At 71.7% G+C, this 18,626-nt stretch carries 19 protein-coding genes; 5 read left to right on the forward strand and 14 right to left on the reverse strand.

The window, feature by feature from the left end:
* Nucleotides 1-2: 2 nt before the first annotated feature.
* The 5 genes from ACIBK1_RS24935 to ACIBK1_RS24955 all read right to left on the reverse strand — a co-directional run bounded on the left by ACIBK1_RS24935 (nt 3) and on the right by ACIBK1_RS24955 (nt 5,196).
* Nucleotides 3-878 carry a segregation and condensation protein A gene (locus tag ACIBK1_RS24935; protein WP_076432345.1) on the reverse strand — a complete coding sequence of 292 codons (876 nt, stop codon included), beginning with the start codon at nt 876-878 and terminating at the stop codon, nt 3-5.
* Nucleotides 879-906: 28 nt separating this feature from the next.
* Nucleotides 907-1,794 (reverse strand): ParA family protein, encoded by an 888-nt coding sequence (locus ACIBK1_RS24940; protein WP_030510038.1) that lies wholly within the window; start codon nt 1,792-1,794, stop codon nt 907-909.
* 98 nt (nt 1,795-1,892) lie between these two features.
* Entirely contained in the window at nt 1,893-2,828 is a 936-nt protein-coding gene (locus ACIBK1_RS24945) for a site-specific tyrosine recombinase XerD (RefSeq protein WP_231514040.1), read from the reverse strand.
* A gap of 35 nt (nt 2,829-2,863) precedes the next feature.
* A complete protein-coding gene (locus tag ACIBK1_RS24950; RefSeq protein ID WP_363415418.1) occupies nt 2,864-3,529 on the reverse strand; it encodes an NUDIX hydrolase in 666 nt (221 codons plus the stop codon).
* Complete coding sequence (locus tag ACIBK1_RS24955; protein ID WP_030510035.1) at nt 3,526-5,196, reverse strand: CTP synthase; 1,671 nt, start codon at nt 5,194-5,196, stop codon at nt 3,526-3,528. The genes ACIBK1_RS24950 and ACIBK1_RS24955 overlap by 4 nt, the downstream gene beginning before the upstream one ends.
* A gap of 156 nt (nt 5,197-5,352) precedes the next feature.
* Here ACIBK1_RS24955 and ACIBK1_RS24960 point away from each other — a divergent pair, with 156 nt between their 5' ends.
* Together ACIBK1_RS24960 and ACIBK1_RS24965 are read left to right on the forward strand one after the other, a co-directional pair.
* A complete protein-coding gene (locus tag ACIBK1_RS24960) occupies nt 5,353-6,048 on the forward strand; it encodes an acyltransferase (protein ID WP_081903784.1) in 696 nt (231 codons plus the stop codon).
* Between the two features lie 103 nt (nt 6,049-6,151).
* The gene (locus ACIBK1_RS24965) at nt 6,152-6,730 is read left to right on the forward strand and encodes a Uma2 family endonuclease (RefSeq protein ID WP_396738051.1); all 579 of its coding nucleotides are present in this window, start codon (nt 6,152-6,154) and stop codon (nt 6,728-6,730) included.
* A gap of 47 nt (nt 6,731-6,777) precedes the next feature.
* Here ACIBK1_RS24965 and ACIBK1_RS24970 read toward each other — a convergent pair whose 3' ends face one another.
* The 6 genes from ACIBK1_RS24970 to uvrB all read right to left on the reverse strand — a co-directional run bounded on the left by ACIBK1_RS24970 (nt 6,778) and on the right by uvrB (nt 13,443).
* Nucleotides 6,778-7,383, reverse strand: a complete 606-nt coding sequence (locus tag ACIBK1_RS24970) for a DUF4126 domain-containing protein (protein WP_396738053.1) — start codon at nt 7,381-7,383, stop codon at nt 6,778-6,780.
* Between the two features lie 170 nt (nt 7,384-7,553).
* Complete coding sequence (locus ACIBK1_RS24975) at nt 7,554-8,141, reverse strand: hypothetical protein (RefSeq protein ID WP_396738055.1); 588 nt, start codon at nt 8,139-8,141, stop codon at nt 7,554-7,556.
* A gap of 149 nt (nt 8,142-8,290) precedes the next feature.
* The gene (locus ACIBK1_RS24980; RefSeq protein WP_156081050.1) at nt 8,291-9,628 is read right to left on the reverse strand and encodes a sensor histidine kinase; all 1,338 of its coding nucleotides are present in this window, start codon (nt 9,626-9,628) and stop codon (nt 8,291-8,293) included.
* 7 nt (nt 9,629-9,635) lie between these two features.
* Complete coding sequence (locus ACIBK1_RS24985; RefSeq protein ID WP_231514039.1) at nt 9,636-10,112, reverse strand: RrF2 family transcriptional regulator; 477 nt, start codon at nt 10,110-10,112, stop codon at nt 9,636-9,638.
* A gap of 287 nt (nt 10,113-10,399) precedes the next feature.
* Nucleotides 10,400-10,939, reverse strand: coding sequence for a hypothetical protein (locus tag ACIBK1_RS24990; protein WP_357321529.1), 540 nt, complete (start codon nt 10,937-10,939; stop codon nt 10,400-10,402).
* A 392-nt stretch (nt 10,940-11,331) separates the two neighbouring features.
* A complete protein-coding gene (gene uvrB, locus ACIBK1_RS24995) occupies nt 11,332-13,443 on the reverse strand; it encodes an excinuclease ABC subunit UvrB (protein WP_396738057.1) in 2,112 nt (703 codons plus the stop codon).
* A gap of 240 nt (nt 13,444-13,683) precedes the next feature.
* Here uvrB and ACIBK1_RS25000 point away from each other — a divergent pair, with 240 nt between their 5' ends.
* From ACIBK1_RS25000 to ACIBK1_RS25010, 3 genes are read left to right on the forward strand one after another with little or no spacing between them, the layout of a single operon-like run.
* Nucleotides 13,684-14,721 (forward strand): hypothetical protein, encoded by a 1,038-nt coding sequence (locus ACIBK1_RS25000; RefSeq protein WP_363409668.1) that lies wholly within the window; start codon nt 13,684-13,686, stop codon nt 14,719-14,721.
* A complete protein-coding gene (locus ACIBK1_RS25005) occupies nt 14,718-15,371 on the forward strand; it encodes a hypothetical protein (protein ID WP_076432327.1) in 654 nt (217 codons plus the stop codon). The genes ACIBK1_RS25000 and ACIBK1_RS25005 overlap by 4 nt, the downstream gene beginning before the upstream one ends.
* Entirely contained in the window at nt 15,344-16,186 is an 843-nt protein-coding gene (locus tag ACIBK1_RS25010) for an inositol monophosphatase family protein (protein ID WP_076432325.1), read from the forward strand. Before ACIBK1_RS25005 ends, ACIBK1_RS25010 begins: the two co-directional genes overlap by 28 nt.
* A gap of 17 nt (nt 16,187-16,203) precedes the next feature.
* Here ACIBK1_RS25010 and ACIBK1_RS25015 read toward each other — a convergent pair whose 3' ends face one another.
* Genes ACIBK1_RS25015 through ACIBK1_RS25025 form a run of 3 tightly spaced genes read right to left on the reverse strand, consistent with a single transcriptional unit; the run spans nt 16,204 to nt 18,626 of the window.
* Entirely contained in the window at nt 16,204-16,809 is a 606-nt protein-coding gene (locus tag ACIBK1_RS25015) for an energy-coupling factor transporter transmembrane component T family protein (RefSeq protein WP_030510023.1), read from the reverse strand.
* Nucleotides 16,806-17,480: an energy-coupling factor ABC transporter ATP-binding protein gene (locus tag ACIBK1_RS25020; RefSeq protein WP_030510022.1), complete on the reverse strand. Its 675-nt coding sequence runs from the start codon at nt 17,478-17,480 to the stop codon at nt 16,806-16,808. Before ACIBK1_RS25020 ends, ACIBK1_RS25015 begins: the two co-directional genes overlap by 4 nt.
* Entirely contained in the window at nt 17,481-18,626 is a 1,146-nt protein-coding gene (locus ACIBK1_RS25025) for a thiolase family protein (protein WP_396738063.1), read from the reverse strand.

Here is an 18,626-nt window from a genome sequence, read left to right on the forward strand (position 1 = left end):
CCTCACTCGTCCCCTGCGGCCGCCGCCTCGGCGGGCCGTTCCTCGCGCCGGCCCTCGTCGTAGTCGTCACCGACCGTGACGTCGCCGTCGGCGGTTCCCGTCCAGGTGACGTACAGGTCACCGAGCGGTTCGACCTGTTCGAAGGAGACCGCGGCCTCCCTGAACAGCTCAAGGACGGCCAGGAAGCGGGCGACGATCTCGAACGTCCCCGCGCAGTCGGCGGTCAGCGCCCGGAAGGTCGCCGTGCGCAGCCGCCTCAGCCGCTCGACAAGAATAGCGGCTTGCTCCCTGACGCTGGCCAGCGGTTGGTAGATGTGCGAGACCGACACCGACGGCGGGGCCTTGGGAGTGAAGGCCCGCGCTGCGATCTTCGCGAGCTGCTCGGGCCCGATGCCGAGCACGAGTTCCGGCAGCAGGTCGGCGAAGCGCTTCTCCATCGGGACGGCGCGCGGGAAGCGCAGCGCCTCCTCCGCCATCCGGCCGGCGAAGATCTTCGCGACCTCCTTGTACGCCCGATACTGCAGCAGCCGCGCGAACAGCAGGTCGCGGGCCTCCAGCAGCGCGAGGTCCTCCTCGTCCTCCACCTCTCCGGTGGGCAGCAGCCGGGCCGCCTTGAGGTCGAGGAGGGTCGCCGCGACGAGCAGGAAGTGGCTCGTCTGATCGAGGTCCCACTCCGGGCCCCGCGACCGGATGTACGCGATGAACTCGTCGGTGACCTTGTGCAGGGACACCTCGGTGATGTCCAGCTTGTGCTTGGAGATCAAACCGAGCAGCAGGTCGAACGGCCCCTCGAAGACGTCCAGGTGCACCTGGAAGCCGCTCGGGGCGCTCTCCTCGCTTCCCTGGTCGGTCTCCTGGCCGGTCGTCACACCTGCCATTGTCCCCTACCGTCGCGGCCCGGCGGGCTCAGATGCGGGCGGGCCACCTGGCCAGCAGCTCGCGGGCCAGCTCGCGGTAGGCGGTGGCGCCCATCGAGCCGGGGTCGAACTGCGTGATCGGCTCCCCCGCCAGGGTGGCGTCTGGGAAACGCACCGTCCGGTTGATGACGGTGTGGAACACCTTGTCGCCGAAGCCCTGCATGATCGTCTGCAGCACCTCGCGGGCGTGCAGCGTACGGGGGTCGTACATGGTGGCGAGCAGGCCGTCGATCTCCAGGTTCTTGTTGAGCCGCTCCTGGACCTTGCCGATCGACTCCATCAGCAGCGCCACGCCGCGCAGCGCGAAGAACTCGCACTCCAGCGGGATCATCACGCTGTGCGCACAGGTCAGCGCGTTGACCGTCAGCAGGCCGAGGGACGGCTGGCAGTCGATCAGGCAGATGTCGTAGTGCGGCAGCAGGGGCTCCAGCGCCCGCTGCAGGGCGTATTCCCGCGCGACCTCGTTGACGAGCCGGATCTCCGCGCCCGACAGGAAGATGTTGCTCGGCAGGAGCTGCATGCCCTCGACGGTGGTGTCGATCAGCACGTCCTCGACCGTGACGTCGGGCTCCTCCATGATGAGGTCGTAGACCGTCGCCTCGAGCGGCCGGGGGTCGATGCCGAGACCGACCGACAGCGCGCCCTGCGGATCGAAGTCGACGAGCAGCACCCGCTGGCCGACCTCGGCGAGCGCGGCGCCCAGGTTGATCGTGGTCGTCGTCTTGCCGACGCCGCCCTTCTGGTTGACCATCGCGACGATGCGCGCGGGTCCGTGCGACTCCGGCGGGGTCGGCTCGGGGAACACCGGACGGGGACGGCCGGTAGGCCCGATCGCACCGGGAGCCCCCACCCACGTCCCCTCTGTGGTCGCAGTCACCTGTTGGTCCTCCCTGACGGCCTTAGAACCTGATCGAATCTAAAGGGTAGGCACGTGGTCGGCAAGGCGGCGCGCCAAAGGCCGCCGAGATGGGCCTTCTAATGCAACGCACGGGGATGCGCCGCCGCGTAGACCTCCCGGAGCTTGTCGACCGTCACAAGGGTGTACACCTGCGTGGTGGTCACCGAGGCGTGGCCGAGCAACTCCTGCACAACCCTAACGTCGGCGCCCCCGTCCAGGAGGTGGGTTGCGAACGAATGGCGCAACATGTGCGGTGATACACCGGAAAGTCCGGCTCGTTCCGCCGCCGCCTGCAGCACCTCCCAGGCGCCCTGCCGCGTGAGCCGCCCGCCCCGCGCGTTGAGGAACAGCGCGGGCGTCCCCCGGCCGTGCGCCGCCAGCCGGGGCCTGGCCCTGACCAGGTACGCGTCGAGCGCCTGGCGGGCGAAGCGGCCGAGCGGCACGATCCTGGCCCGCCCGCCCTTGCCGCGCAGCCGCACCTGGTCCTGGTCCCCGTCGTGGTCATAGTCCTCGTGAGCCGATCCCGTGGGCACGTCGTCCACCGCCAGTCCGACGGCCTCCGAGATCCGGGCGCCCGTGCCGTACAGGACCTCCAGCAGCGCGCGGTTGCGCAGGGCCAGGGGCGAGTCCTCCGGGCCGCAGGCCGCGATCAGCCGCTCGACCTCCGCGACGGTGATCGCCTTCGGGAGCCGCCGGAGCTGGCGCGGCGGGCGCACCTCGTGCGCGGGGTCGTGGCCGGCCACGCCCTCACGCAGGGCGAAGCGGTGCAGCCCGCGTACGGCCGACACGGCGCGGGCGGCCGAGCTGGCCACCAGCGCCGGGTGGTCCTCGTCGCCCTCCCGCAGCGCGGCGAGGAAGGCGACGACATCCGACTCGGCGACCTGCGCGAACGTCTCGAGCCCACGCGCCCGGAGATGCTCGACGTATCGGCGCAGGTCACGCCGGTAGGAGGCGAGCGTGTTGGCAGACAGCCCCCGCTCCACCGCCAGGTGGGCGAGGTAGCTGGACAGCACCGCCTCGGGCTCGCTCAGGACGTCTCCCTACGGGATCATGCCTCCGGCGCGTCGGCGGGACGAAGGCCCTTGAACCCGTCGGCGGAAGCAGCGTATGCGGCGAGGATACCGGCGACCGCAGGAGAATTGTGGATCATTCCGCTCAGGGCCTTGTCGACCGCCGCGCCCAGCGGAATCCAGACCGCCGGCATGTCGGTCTCCTCGTGGTGGCGCACGTACGTGTTCTCCTCGTCGGGGATCGGCTCCACATCGCGGGCCAGGAAGACCCGGATTCGCTCGTCCGACATGCCCGGGGAGGTACGCAGGTCGACCAGCGTGTGCCACGTACGCGCCCGGTAGGCGGCCTCCTCGGCGAGCTCGCGCGCCGCGCACTCGACCAGCGGCTCGCCCGGCACGTCGCGGATGCCGGCCGGCAGCTCCCACAGCAGGCGCCGCGCCGGATGCCGATACTGGCGGATCAGCAGCACCCGGTCCTCGTCGTCGAGGGCGAGCACCGCGACCGAGCCGGGGTGGACGACGTAGTCGCGGTCGGCGGTCACCCCGCCCGGCATCTCCACCGTGTCGGTGCGCACGCTGATGATCCGCCCCGCGAAGCGCTCGGCGGAGGCGACGACGTTCCAGTGCTCTTCGATGTCCTCGACGTTCACGGTGCTCTCCGCCGTGTTCTCCGCGGCGCTCTCCGCCGTGTTCTCCGCCGTCACTTGGCCCGCCCCGCCTTCGCCACGTTCTCGCGCCGGCCCGCGTACTCCAGGGCGGCCCCGACCAGCCCCTTGAACAGGGGGTGCGACCGGGTCGGGCGGGAACGGAACTCCGGGTGGGCCTGGGTGCCGATGAAGAACGGGTGCTGGTCGGTGGCGAGCTCGGCGTACTCGACGAGGCGGCCGTCGGGCGACAGGCCGGAGAACACCATGCCGACCTTCTCCAGCCGCTCCCGGTAGGAGTTGTTCACCTCGTAGCGGTGCCGGTGGCGCTCCTCCACCTTGGCCTTGCCGTACAGGCGGCGGGCCAGCGAGCCGTCCACGAGCTTGGCCGGGTAGAGGCCGAGCCGCATGGTGCCGCCCATGTCACGCTCACCGGCGACGACGTCCTTCTGGTCGGCCATCGTGGAGATGACCGGGTTGACGGTCTCGGAGTCGAACTCGGTGCTGTCGGCGTCCTCGATCCCGGCCAGGTTGCGGGCCGCGTCGATGACGATGCACTGCATGCCGAGGCAGATGCCGAGCAGCGGGACGCGCTGCTCACGCGCGTGCCGTACGGCGCCGACCTTGCCCTCGATGCCGCGCACGCCGAAGCCGCCGGGGATCAGCACGCCGTCGACGCCGTCCAGCTCGCGGGCCGCGCCCTCGGGGGTCTCGCAGTCGTCGCTCTTGACCCAGCGGATGTTGACGCGCGCGTCGTTGGCGAAGCCACCCGCGCGCAGCGCCTCGGTGACCGACAGGTACGCGTCCGGCAGGTCGATGTACTTGCCGACCAGCGCGATCGTGACCTCCTTGGCGGGCCGGTGGACCCGCCGCAGGAGCTGGTCCCACTCGGTCCACTCCACGTCGCGGAACGGCAGGCCGAGCCGGCGCACCACGTACGCGTCGAGTCCCTCGGCGTGCAGGACCTTCGGGATGTCGTAGATCGAGGCGGCGTCGACGGCGGAGACCACGGCGTCCTCGTCCACGTCGCACATCAGGCTGATCTTGCGCTTGAGCGAGGTCGTGATCGGCCGGTCCGAGCGGCAGACGATCGCGTCGGGCTGGATGCCGATGCTGCGCAGCGCGGCGACCGAGTGCTGCGTGGGCTTGGTCTTCAGCTCCCCGCTCGGGCCGATGTACGGCAGCAGGGAGACGTGCAGGAAGAAGACGTTGTCGCGGCCGACCTCGTGGCGTACCTGCCGGACGGCCTCCAGGAACGGCAGCGACTCGATGTCGCCGACCGTGCCGCCGACCTCGGTGATGACCACGTCGACGTCCGGGCCCGCCATACCGCGGATGCGGTCCTTGATCTCGTTGGTGATGTGCGGGATGACCTGGACGGTGTCGCCCAGGTACTCGCCGCGCCGCTCCTTGGCGATCACGTTCGAGTAGACCTGGCCGGTGGTGACGTTGGCGGAGCCGTGCAGCTCCGTGTCGAGGAAGCGCTCGTAGTGGCCGATGTCGAGGTCCGTCTCGGCCCCGTCGTCGGTGACGAACACCTCGCCGTGCTGGAAGGGGTTCATCGTGCCGGGGTCGACGTTCAGGTAGGGGTCGAGCTTCTGCATGGTGACGCGGAGGCCGCGAAGCTTGAGGAGGCGGCCGAGGCTGGAGGCCGTGAGTCCCTTGCCGAGACTGGAGGCGACGCCGCCGGTGACGAACAGATGCTTGGTTTGTGCGGCGCTGCGCAAGAAGAGCTCCCGTGGTCGATGTCGATCCGGCCGTCCGGATTGGACGCCGCGATGCCCACGGGCTCTCAGAATATCAAACGTCCGGCAACATTGGGCTTGCCACGTGCACTAACCCGCCATAGCGGACAAGCCGACCTAACGGTAACTTGTCGCGTTATGTCGTTCGTGAAGCGCGCCGTCGGCCGTCTGGTCCACCGGGGGTGGACCTACGTGCGGGAGGCCGCGGCGATCAGCCCGGCCGCCCCGGGCGGCTACCGGTTCCGCAGCATGGGCGAGGGAGTGTGCCTGTCCTTCCCCCAGGGCGCCATCTTCGGCGAACAGTGGATCGAGATCGGCCCGCACACGCTCGTCGGGGAGCGGGTGTCGATCTCGGCGGGCATGGGCCCCGGCGTGGACCTCGGGCCCGGCACGGTCGTACGGATCGGCCGGGGCTGCTCGATCGGCAGGGGCAGCCACATCGTCGGCCACCAGTCCATCGACATCGGCGACGACGTCTTCACCGGCCCCTACGTCTACATCACCGATCAGAACCACGTGTACGACGATCCCGAGACGCCCATCGGGCGGCAGTGGCCGCGCAACAAGCCCGTCTCCATCGGCTCGGGCTCGTGGATCGGCACCGGGGCGATCATCCTGCCGGGGACGCGCGTCGGCCGCCAGTCGGTGGTCGCCGGCGGCGCCGTCGTACGCGGAGAGTTCCCCGACCACTCGGTCATCGCCGGGGTCCCCGCCAAGGTCGTCCGGCGGCACTCCCCCGACCTCGGCTGGCACAGCCCCTCGGCCGCCCGCCTCACCTCTCCCCTGCCCACCGACCCCCGCGCCCGGCCCGAGCACGAGTCACGTACGGCCTAGCCGGACGCCGGCGCCCGCCCGAGCTTCGAACGAGTCGTCCACGACTACCGTTCGTGGCAGGATTGTCATGTCGAGTAATCACCCTAGGGAGAGGAGGGAGCGGATGACCGCGGCTTTCCCCGAGTGGTTCTATCCCGGTCCGCCGGGCGGATGGACCGCCGACATGCTCGACCATCTTCCCCCCGACGCCCCCGCACACGTCGAGCTGATCGATGGGTCCCTCATCATGATGTCCCCCCAGACCGCGTTCCACATGTTCGTGCTGAGGCTCTTGGAGAGAGAGCTCTCGCCTCCCCCGGGCCTCTGCGTCGTGCGCGAGATGAGTGTCACCCTGGGTCTGCGGCAGCGGCCGGAACCCGACCTCATGATCGTCGATCGCAGCGCGCTGCCCGACCTCAAGACGACGTCCTTCAAGCCGGAGAACGTCCATCTCGTCGTCGAGGTGGTGTCGCCCGAATCGGCGGACAGGGACAGGGTGACGAAGCCGATCAAGTATTCCAATGCCGGCATCAAATACCTCTGGCGGATCGAGCCTGAGGACGAGCAGGCGGTCGCGTACACGTTCGAGCTGGAGCCGAGCGTCAAGGCGTACGTGCCGACGGGCATCCACCGCAAGCGCCTCACGACCTACGTCGGCTTCGAGGTGGACATCGACCTGGACCTGAGCCGCTTCCTCGACTGATCCGGGCTGAAGAGCGCCGGCCGCGGGAGAGGGCGGCGACCGGCGGGTCAGCCTGGCGGGGCGGCCGCGCGGGCGCGACGGGCCGCCCGGTAACGCCGCACCCTGCGGATGAGCCGCCAGGCCACGAACGCCAGCACGGCCAGCGCCGCCACCACCAGGACGGGCAGGAAGATCGCGATCAGGCTCATGCCGAGCGAACCCACGTCCTCGACCGTGCTGACGACCGGCGCGCCCACGCCCGCCGTGGTGGCGTTCACCACCGGCCGCGCCGAGGCCTTGATCACGTGCACGGCGAGGGCGACCGCGATCCCCAGCAGCCAGCCGACGGCCGGATGCTCGGCCATCCAGGCCGAATTGTCGACCTGCGCCGCGGCCGCCGTGGCGCTGAAGACCACCCCGCCCGACGCGGGCCGCACCGCCGTCTGGATCATGTCGTTGACGTGGTCGACCACCGGCACCTTGTCGAGGACGAACTCGGCGACCAGCAGCACGGCGACGATCGCGAGAACCCAGGTGTCGGACAGCCAGGCGTACTCGGCCGGCAGGCGCACGGTGTCGGTGAGCCGCGCGAGCACGCCGACGAGCAGCAACGGGATGTACGCGTTGAGCCCGGCCGCGGTCGACAGTCCGAGCCCGGTGAGCGCCGCGAACATCAGCACCTCCTCCGCGGGACGATCCCGCCTTTCCATCAACGGACGGCCCCGGCGTCGTGTCCCCGGCTACTACCGCGAATCGGGCTCGCGACACCCGCGAGCATGAGAGTGGCCGCCGGTCCTGCCACGCTGCTCGCGCTGCGGGCGAGGCGGCGCGGTCCCGAGGCGCGTCAGCCCGGCGCGGCGGCGAGTTCGTCGATCGCCGCGGCGACGTCCTCCGCGCGGGCGCCGCGCTTCACCAGCGCGCCCAGGCGCTGCGCCTGCTCTGTCGTAGGGAGGAAACCGGCCAGCATGGCGGGCAGGAGCAGGCGCCTGGCGAGCATCTCGGAGGCGGAGATGCCCTCGGGACGCCGCACCACCGAGACGTTCACCCGGATCGCGTGCTCGTTGCCCGGTGGCACTCCGGGACGGTCGGTCTCCCTGGCGACGCAACGCATTCCGTGTGCCACGTCGCAGCGCGGGCACCCCGCCCTGCGTCCCAGCGGGCCGCCGCACTGGTCGCAGGTCAGGCGGTCGAGCGCGGCATCGACCACGCGCCAGTCATGCCGGTCCGGCTCGTCGGCCACCATCTCGGCGATCGTCCGCTCGTCGGTGGGCGTGACACGGTCGCCGAACTCGCGCAGAAGGAAGTCCCGCCAGCCCTCTTCCACGATGGCGTCGACCAGCTCCGCGCATCGCCGGCAAACGGGGGCGCCGCCGTACTCCCAGCCGCCACAGGACGGGCACCGCCGCGGCGGCCCGCCCACCGTGGATCGCATGATCACCTCCCGGGGGGGACGCCCCCGCGCGTCCGGCACACCGGCCGGTCGTCGCCGGGGACCTTGTGAGCGCTGACCCGCATGGCGACGTCACCCGCGGAGAAGGGCAGACCTCCGCTCCCGGCCGTCACCCGACGCGGTCGCCTTGCTCATGGGCCGATTCTGGCGGAGGGCCGGCGCGCGAACCAGACGTTTTTCCTGGGCTTGGCGGCGGTCTTCCCGGGCGTGGTGGGCCACTCCGCCAGAGCTCCCGCCGTCCCCGCCAGCGGCAGCATCAGCACGAAACGGGCGCCTACCGGCGAGTCCTCGATTCGCAGGGAGCCGTTGTGGGCGCGGGCGATGTCGCGAGAGATGGCGAGGCCGAGGCCGCTGCCGCCGGAATCCAGGCGACGCCCCTCGTCCAGGCGAACGAAAAGTTCGAAGACCCGCTCGCGGTCCGCCGGAGGAATGCCCGCCCCGTCGTCGGTGACCGTCACGACAGCCTGGCCGCCGACGGAGTCGACCGTCACCGTGACGGCGCTGACCGCGTGCCGCTGCGCGTTGCTCAGGAGGTTGCCGACCACTCGGGCCAGCCGGATCCGCGAGCCGCGGACTTGCACGTCGCCGGCCGCCTCGACGCGCACCGGCACCCCGGGGGCCAGGGCCGACACCTCCTCCGTCACCAGCGCGCCGAGCTCTATCAGCTCCGGTGCCGCCGTGTCGGCGCCGCGCAGCCGGGTCAGCACCAACAGGTCGTCGACGATCGCCTCGAGGCGGCCGGTGGCCCGCAAGGCTCCCTGGATGGTGTCACGTGGGTCGACGTCGTCGGGATAGAGGAGAGCCTCCTCCAATCGCGCCCGCAGGCCCGCGATCGGCGTCCTGAGCTCATGTGAGGTGGTGGAGGCGAACTGGCGCTCCCGCTCGACCGAGCGCAGGGTCCGGCTCATCGCCGCCCACGTCATCCAGGCCACCGAAATCAGGATCAGGACGCCGCCCGCCGCGATGGCGTACTCCAGATTGTGCGTGGCCAGGAGGGGCGGCTCGGCCGTGCCCGCGTAGACGACCGGCGAGTCGGGCGCGGGGGTGACCCGATTGGCCATGAGCATGACGCACCGGTCCCCCGCGGAGCACTCCATGCGCTTTTGCAGGCGATCGTCTGCTGGAGGCCGCAGCGTGCTGAGCGGCGGCATGCCCGCGGCCTGAGGGCTGGAGTCGACGACCCTGCCGCGGGCGTCCACGAGCTGGACGAGGGTGATGTCGGTGGGGGCGGGGATCGGATTCGGCACGGCGCCGTTGCGCGCCGCCGCGCTCCATCGTGCGGCGATCTGCTCGGCGGAGAAGAAGACGTCGTTCTGGATCCTGTAGCGGATCGCCAGATCGAGGCCGACGCCCCCCACGACCAGAGCCAGCAGCAGGAGCGCTGCCGCGGCGATCGTGGAGCGGGCTTTTATGGAGTGCGGGTTCACATCCGGTTTTCCCTCCCTGGTTCCGGCGATGGTTTCCGTCACGGGACGATCAGTTCTGCTCGTACCAACGCCGGATCACCTCGCCCGCCTGGGGCGCGCGACGGTTCGCCGCGGCCTGCACATCGGCCAGAGTCTGCGCGGCCAGCACTCGCCGCCACGCCATCTCGGCCTTGCGCATCGCGGTCGTAACTGCGCACGGGGCGCGGAACTGCCACTCCGGCCTCGCCGCCCCGGCCCCGCGCCGTCGGATCTCCGTGCACTGGAACGCCTCGGCAGGTCCGTCGATCGCCGTCACGACCTCCATGACCGTGATCTCCTCGAGGGGCCGCGCCAGCCGGAACCCGCCCCTCGCCCCCGGAGTGGACGTCATGATCCCCGCCTTGGCCAGTGCCTGGAGTTGCTTGTTGAGGTACGCGGGCGGCAACTCGAACCCGGCGGCGAGCTTCGCCGTCGAAACCGGCACCTCGTTGCCGAGCCATGCCAGCGTCAGGCAACAGTGCATCGCCCACTCGACGCCTTCACTCATCCGCATAATCTGGATACTACACATCCAGGATTATGATCGGGAGCCGTTGTGCCTGGTCAGAAGTGGTGCGTCCGCCGCGCACGGGACCGATCGGGCCGGGTGGAGTGGACCGGGCAAGGGCTTCTGGGCCGCCGGGCGAAACTGTGATCACGAGCGACCGGGCCGGCCCCACCGCCACGCGGAGATCCATCTCGGCACCCCGGGCGTCGAGCAGCACGTCGGCTCCGGCCGGCCCTCGTTGCCGGAGAGCGGGCCGGAGAGCGGGCCGGAGCGGGGGGCCGGTCGCCTTACCGAGTGGCAGGCTCGAGCACCAGCACGGCGGTGTCACCCGCGACCTGCGCGAGCCGCAGGGCGACGTCGCCGATGCGGCCCGGCCTGCTCGTGCTGATCGTCACCGCTCCCCTGACCCGGCAGCGGTCGTTGTCGCAGGTCCGGCTGATGGTGATGTTCTCGCCGTCGACGACCGTCGAGGTACCGGTGAAGGAGAGCCTGACGGCGTCTCCCCGCAGGCCCACGACAGTGATCTGGTCGACGCCCAGACTCGGGTCGATCGAGATGCGGTCCCCCTCGCGCACCCGCACCTCGCAATCGCCGTCCCGGCACCCGGCGAAGTCGCCCGGCGTCGCCGACGGGCTGAGCGAGGGCGACGGTACGGGCGTCGCGGACGGGCTCGGCGAGAGCGGAGCGAACGCGACCGGCCGGCTCATCGGCACCGCGGCGAACGACCGCGCCGGAATCTCGCCGCAACCGGCGAGGAGCGCGGTCACCGACCCGGCACTGAGCACGAGGCGGACGTAATAGCTGGACGCGATTGTCGTCGAACGCATCATTTCCCCGATTGCCACAGACGGATTCGCCCGGTGGGATCCGCTCGAACAAGCGGCCCCCATGATGTGCGGACGTTCATCCACACGCCGACGAATGCCTTCCCTGCAACACACCAGGTCAATCGCGTTCGGAGCCGCACCCGCTCATTTCCACGCGACCGGCTCCGTTTTCGACGCGGTGAGAACACCGAGAATTCGGCCGGGTTTTCACACTTCGCCTACCAGTGGCTCTAGAGCATAATTCACCAGAATTCGCCGAAGCAGAAATTCGGCCGCAAGGGCGGGCATGAGGCGATGCCGCCCGAGCCGAGGGGCCCGGGCGACTACGGCGTGGTCGTGCGGCCCGACTGAGATGGGGTCACCGGGCCGGTGATCGCGGGGTCGCCGCGCCGTTACTTCACACCGGCCTCGCGCATGTCGCGGACCTCCCGCTTGAGCTCCTTGATCTCGTCGCGCAGCCGGGCCGCGACCTCGAACTGCAGGTCGGCGGCGGCGTTGTGCATCTGCTCGGTCAGCGACTCGATCAGCGACTCCAGCTGGGCGCGCGGCATCTCCCCCGCGATCGCCTTCGCGTGCTGGCCCGCGCCACGGGACGCGAGGCCCGGCACCGGCGCCTTGCCGCGAGACTGCTGGCGCCCGGCGCCGCCGAGAAGCTGTGCGGTGTCGGCGTCCTCGCGCACGAGGCTGTCCAGGATGTCGGCGATCTTCTTGCGCAGCGGCTGCGGGTCGATGCCGTGCGCCTCGTTGTAGGCGATCTGCTTGCCCCGGCGCCGGTTGGTCTCCTCGATCGCCCGCTCCATGCTCGGCGTGATCTTGTCGGCGTACATGTGGACCTGGCCGGACACGTTGCGGGCCGCGCGGCCGATCGTCTGGATGAGCGAGGTCTCCGAGCGCAGGAAGCCCTCCTTGTCGGCGTCGAGGATCGACACCAGCGACACCTCGGGCAGGTCGAGGCCCTCACGCAGCAGGTTGATGCCGACCAGCACGTCGAACTCGCCCATGCGCAGCTCGCGCAGCAGCTCGATGCGGCGCAGCGTGTCGACCTCGCTGTGCAGGTAGCGGACCCGGATGCCGTTGTCGAGCAGGTAGTCGGTGAGGTCCTCGGCCATCTTCTTGGTCAGCGTGGTGACCAGGACCCGCTCGTCCCGCTCCGCCCTTGCCCGGATCTCCTCCATGAGGTCGTCGATCTGGCCCTTGGTGGGCTTGATGATCACCTCGGGATCGATCAGGCCGGTGGGGCGGATGACCTGCTCCACGACCTCGCCCTTGCTCCGGCCCAGTTCGTACGACCCCGGCGTGGCGGACAGGTAGACGGTCTGGCCGATGCGCCCCAGGAACTCCTCCCACTTGAGCGGGCGGTTGTCCATCGCCGACGGCAGGCGGAACCCGTGGTCGACCAGCGTCCGCTTGCGCGAGGCGTCGCCCTCGTACATCGCGCCGATCTGGGGGACGGTCTGGTGCGACTCGTCCAGCACGAGCAGGAAGTCGTCGGGGAAGAAGTCGAGCAGCGTGTGCGGCGCGGTGCCCGCCTCACGGCCGTCGATGTGCCGCGAGTAGTTCTCGATCCCGGCGCAGGTGCCGACCTGGCGCATCATCTCGATGTCGTAGGTGGTGCGCATGCGCAGCCGCTGGGCCTCCAGCAGCTTGCCCTGCCGCTCCAGGTCGGCGAGCCGCTCGACGAGCTCCGCCTCGATGCCGGCGATGGCCCGCTCCATCCGCTCGGGACCGGCCACGTAGTGGGAGGCGGGGAAGATGTGCAGCTCGTCGTCCTCGCCGACGACCTCGCCGGTCAGCGGGTGCAGCGTCGCCAGCTTCTCGATCTCGTCGCCGAACATCTCGATGCGGACGGCCAGCTCCTGGTAGACCGGGATGACCTCGACCGTGTCGCCGCGCACCCGGAAGGTGCCCCGGGTGAAGGCCAGGTCGTTGCGCGTGTACTGCATGTCGACGAGCCGCCGCAGCAGCTGGTCGCGCTCGATCTGCTGGCCGACCTTGAGCCCGACCATCCGGTCGACGTACTCCTGCGGCGTGCCCAGGCCGTAGATGCAGGAGACGGAGGCGACCACCACCACGTCGCGGCGCGACACCAGCGACCAGGTCGCCGAGTGGCGCAGCCGCTCGACCTCCTCGTTGATCGAGGAGTCCTTCTCGATGTAGGTGTCGCTCTGCGGGACGTACGCCTCGGGCTGGTAGTAGTCGTAGTACGACACGAAGTATTCGACGGCGTTGTTCGGCAGCATCTCGCGCAGCTCGTTGGCGAACTGGGCGGCGAGCGTCTTGTTCGGCTGCATGACCAGCGTCGGGCGTTGCACCCGCTCGATGAGCCACGCCACCGTCGCGGTCTTGCCGGTGCCGGTCGCGCCGAGCAGGACCGTGTCCTTCTCACCCGCCCTGACCCGGCGCTCCAGCGCCTCGATCGCCGCCGGCTGGTCGCCGGACGGCGTCATGTCGGTGACGACCTGGAAGGGCGCGACCTTCCGGTTCAGGTCCATCATGGATGTCATCGCCGCTCAGCTCCTCAATCGCCCCGTCCACCGGCGCGGGCGGCCGCACAGAGGCACTCACGCCCGCTCCGGTTCACCTCCATAACCTACGCGCGGCGACCGACAATTCCGGCCCCGATGCCCGCCCCGGCCCCCGCCCGCGGACCGCCGCACCCCGTCGGGCGAACCCTTTGCCGGACCATGACCCTGTCGTTACGATTCGAGTCGGGGCCGACACTGACGGGATGGCGGGGCTGACCTATGGCGGGGTTGCGGAGTGCCGTCGGCCAGTCGCTCGCGTGGGCGGCCAAGAACGTCGACGGGGCCATCGCCCTCGTGCTGGCCGTGGCGGTGGGTGTCCTCGGCGTGCTGCCCGATCGAGTGATCCCCGACGAGGTGAAGACGCAGCTCGTCAGCGGCACCACTCTGGTCGTCCTGGCCCTCGTCGCGACCGCGCTGCTGCGCGACCGGGTCCGGCAGGAGCCCGTCGAGGAGGCCATGCACGCGACCTCCGGCGTCCTCGCGCGGCTGCCCGAACGCCTGGACCGCCTCGACGAGCTGGAGGACCTGGTCGCGGGCACCCGCCGGGCCCTGGAGGACATGACGGTCATCCGCATCCTGGGCAGCCAGCACGAGATCGCGCAGGCGCACGCGGACGCCCGCAGGGGCACCGACCGCTGGACGTTCAAGGGCGGCACCGGCACCTACATGCGCGCCGTCACGCTGCCCGAGTGCGTGGCCGCCGCCCGGCGCGAGAAGCGGCACCTCACGGTCCGCCTGGAGATCATCGACCCGACGGACGCGGCGGTGTGCGAGAGCTACGCGCACTACCGCAGGTCGCTGTCGGACCGCCCGGACGGCACCGGTGAGCTGTGGACGACCGACCGGGCCAGGAAGGAGTCGTACGCGAGCGTCCTGGCCGCGTTCTGGTATCGCCAGCGGTACGGCCTGCTCGACATCGCGGTGGGGCTCTCGCCGGTCATGACGACCTTCCGCTGGGACATGTCGGGCCGCGCCCTGATCATGACGTCCGAGGACCCCAACCGGGCCATCATCGCCTTCAGCGGCTCGTTCTTCTATGAGAGCTGCGGCACCGAGCTGCGCACGAGCTTCGAGCAGGCCCGCCGCGTGGCGATCGACCGCTACCGGTCGGTGCCGCTGAGCGACGAGCCGACCGTCGAGGAGGTCCGCAGGCTGTTCGACCGCGTCGACCTCCCCCTGCCCAAGTCGTTCACCGACCGCGACGTGGTCGAGGTCACCCGCAAGGCGCTGCGCGCCAAGGATCCGTACGCGCCATGAGATACGGGGACGTTCTCGACGTGCTCGACGGCGGAGGCGCCCGCGAGTGGGCCCTGCGCGTGCTCGGCGAGATCTCGGCGGGCGGCTCAGGCGTGCGGGGGGTGCGGCATCCGCTGGGATTCCTCTGCCTGCCGCTGGTCCGCGAGGGAGACCTCGGGGCGTGCGTGCACCTGTGGACCGCCGCCGCCCGGCGCGCCCGCAGCACCACCTCCCAGGTCCACTGCCACAGCTGGGACCTGGTCAGCCACGTCCTGTACGGCCAGGTGCGCAACGTCCACGCCGTGGTGACCGACACCACCGGGTCACCCACCCACCGCGTCTTCGAGGTCGTCAGCACCCCGTCGGGCGACGTGATCCGCCCCACCCCGAGGACCGTGGCGTACGCCCCGGGACGCGCCGAGCTGTTCGCCGCCGGGGACACCTACACGCTCGCCGCGGGGGCCTTCCACAGCAGCGTCATTCCCGAGGACGGCGAGGCCGCCACCGTGGCGCTCGGCCGTGGCCGTCCGGGGCTGAACGACCTGTCGCTCGGGCCGATCGCCACCCCCCTCCATCACGTCAGGCGGGAACGCCTCGACGACGCCGAGACCGCACGTGCCGCCGAGCTGGCCAGGAGGAGCCTGTGGACCTCGAACACGCCAGGCGGGTAGCCGTCGAGGCCGCCCTGGCCGCCGGGTCCGTGCTGCGCGAGAGCGCGCCGGGAGCGGTCGCCGTCCACGACAAGGGCGGGTCGGGCGACGTCGTGACCGACCTCGACCTGGCCTGCGAGAAGCTGATCCTCGACCGCATCAGGGCCGAGTTCCCCTCCCACCGGATCGTGGCCGAGGAGTCGGGCGTCCACCGCGGTGACCGCCCGGACGGCGGATGGACCTGGCTGGTCGATCCGCTCGACGGCACGAACAACGTGGCCATCGGCCTCCCCGCCTACGTCGTGGGCCTGGCGCTGTGCGCGGACGGCCGCCCGGTGCTCGGGGTGGTCCACGAGCCGCTCTCCGGCCGCACCTGGTCGGCGGTCAGCGGCGCCGGGGCCCGCGGGCCGGCGGGGCCGCTGACCGGGCCGCCGCGGCGCGACCTCCGGCACGGGCCGGTGCTGGCCTGGACACAGGGCCACGGGGTCTCCCGCCTGGACCCGGCGGCGCGGGCGCTGAAGATGACGATGGACGCCCGCGCCCGGCGGGTGCTCCAACTCTGGGCGCCGCTGCTGTGCTGGGCCATGCTCGCGCGGGGCGACATCGACGGCATGATCGGCTACCGCGCCGAGGGACTCGACCTGCCCGCCGGGGCCCTGATCGCGCAGGAGGCCGGCGTGGAGATCCTGGGGCTCGACGGCGGGCCTTTCGAGGCGTCCGCCGAGGGCCCGCCCGAGGATCGCAGCTTCGTGGCCGGGCCGCCCGCCCTGGTCGGGGACCTGCTCGACCTGGTCGCCGAGGCCCGCCGCCTGGCGCCCGCCCTGCCGCCGCTCTGACTCTCCGCAGACCCGGGTCAGTCGTCGAGACCGCGCGCGGCGAGCGCCTCGCCCAGCGCGTCGGCGTGCCGCAGGGCGCCCACCACCAGCGGGACGGCGAAGGCGCGCGGGCTCCGTTCGACCCCTCTGGCGCGCTGGGCCTCCCGCACCCGGGTGACCAGATCCGCGATCACCGGCACGCTCCGCAGCGTGAGGGACAGCAGCAGCGACAGACGGAACGGATCGAGCCCGGCGAACCTGGCGGGGGCGAGCCAGCGCTCCAGAGTGGCCATGAGGGCGCCGGTGCGCGTCGTGAGGGTGACCAGACCGGCCAGGGCGACGGCGAGCACGACCCGGAGCGTCGAGGACGCCGCCGTGGACAGGTCCGCGAACACCAGCTGCACGCCGAACAGGGCCACGGCGAACCAGCGGACGGGCCGCACCTGCGCCCAGGCCGCGGCGGGCCCGACCCCGGAGACGGCGTACAGCAGCACGACGGCGGCCGCCGCGCCCGCCAGCGCCGCGGGCGCGCGCAGCAGCAGGAGCGCCGTGCAGGACACGGCGAGCCCGGCGAGCTTGGCCCCGGCGGGCAGCCGGTGCAGGAGCGAGTCGCCGGGCACGTAGGCGCCGGTGAGCCCGCTCACGCCATCGTCTTCCTGTAGTGGCCGATCGCGGCGGCGGGCTCGGCGTCGGCGACGATCCGCCCCTCGTCGATCACGAGCACGCGGTCGAAGTCCTCCAGCAGCGGGAGGTCGTGGGTCACCACGACCACCTGTTGCGGAAGCGTCCGCAGTAGCGCGGCGACCTGCCGGGAGTGGCGCAGGTCGAGCAGCGTGGTCGGCTCGTCCATGACCAGGATCTCCGGTTCGAGCACCAGGACCGAGCAGAGGGCGAGCAGCTGCTTCTGTCCGCCTGACAGGTGATGCGCGGGGTGGTCGGCGTGCTCGCCCAGACCGTACCTCTCCAGGATCTCCCGCACCCGGCGCTCGACCTCCTCGCGGGTCAGCCTTTTGCGGCGCAGCGAGAAGGCCACGTCCTCGGCCACCGTGGGCATCACGATCTGCGCGTCCGGGTCGGTGAACACGAACCCCACGCCGCGCCTGATGCGGGCCGCGTGGCGGCGGGTGTCGAGCCCGGACACCGTCACGGTGCCCGACGACGGCAGGACCAGGCCGTTGACGAGACGGGCGAGCGTGCTCTTGCCCGAGCCGTTGGCCCCGACCACACCCACGCGGCGCTCGGTCAGCGAGGCCGTGACGCCGCGCAGCACCTCGCGCTGCCCGAGTCGCACATGGACGTCCTCCAGCCGGATCACTCACACCACCTCGAACAGGGCGGCGATCCCGAGACCGCCGCCGACCGCCACCGCCGCCAGGCCCAGCGTCCCCTGCGGCGCCCCTAGGAGCCGGCTGAACAGCCGGGTCACCACCACGGCGCCGCTCGCGCCCCAGGGGTGGCCGAGGGCGAGCGCGCCGCCGTCGGCGCACACGCGCTCGGAGTCCGCATCGAGGGGATCGAGGCCGAGCGCGTCGGTGACCGCGAGCACCTGCGCCGCGAACGCCTCCACGATCTCCACCGCCGCCACCCTCTCCAGGTCCGTGCCGGTCCGCCGCAGCACCCGCCGTACGGCGGGCACCGGCCCCCACCCGGGCAGCGCGGGGTCGCAGCCGGCGACGGCGCCCGCCAGCAGCCGCAGGCCGGGCAGGCCGGCCGCGGCACGCAGCCGCTCGGGCACGACCGCGACGGCCGCGGCGCCGTCGCTCACCGGAGAGGAGTTGCCGGCCGTCACGGTACCCCCCGGCACGAACGCGGCGGGCAGCCGGGCCAGCGACCGCGGCCGCAGCACGCGCGGGCGCTGGTCGTCCGTACGGCCGCCGACGGGGACGATCTCACGGGCGAAGCGCCCGGCCTCCCGGGCGGCCAGCGCCAGGGCGTGGCTCCGGCAGGCGTAGGCGTCCTGGCGTTCCCTGGTGACGCCGCGCGCGGCGGCGAGCGCCTCGGCGGCCGGGCCCATGTCCGGGTCGGGGTGCCCCTCGGGGGCGAACGGCGCCCGCTCGTACGGCACGTCCGGCTCGCCCTCCCGCCGGCGAACCCGCAGCGGCGCGGTGGAGGCGCTCTCGACGCCCCCGGCGACGACCAGATCCGCATCGCCACAGCGCACCGCCTGGGCGGCCAGCAGGATCGCGGCGAGCCCGCTGCCGCACTGCCGGTCGACGGTGACGCCGGGCACCTCGTGACCCATCCCCGCGGCCAGCGCGCAGACCCGGGCGAGGTTGCCCCCGGGTCCCGTGCAGTTGCCCATCACCACGTCGTCGACCGGAACGCCGAGATGCGCCACGTCGCGGGCGACCGCCTCGATGACGGGCGCGGCGAGCCGCTCGGCCGTCAGGCTCCGGAACGCGTGCCCGGCGGTGCCGATGGGCGTGCGGCGGGCCGCCACGACGACGGTGTGCTCGTCCAT

It is taken from the genome of Microbispora rosea, from assembly GCF_044460045.1.
Taxonomy (GTDB): Bacteria; Actinomycetota; Actinomycetes; order Streptosporangiales; family Streptosporangiaceae; genus Microbispora; species Microbispora rosea.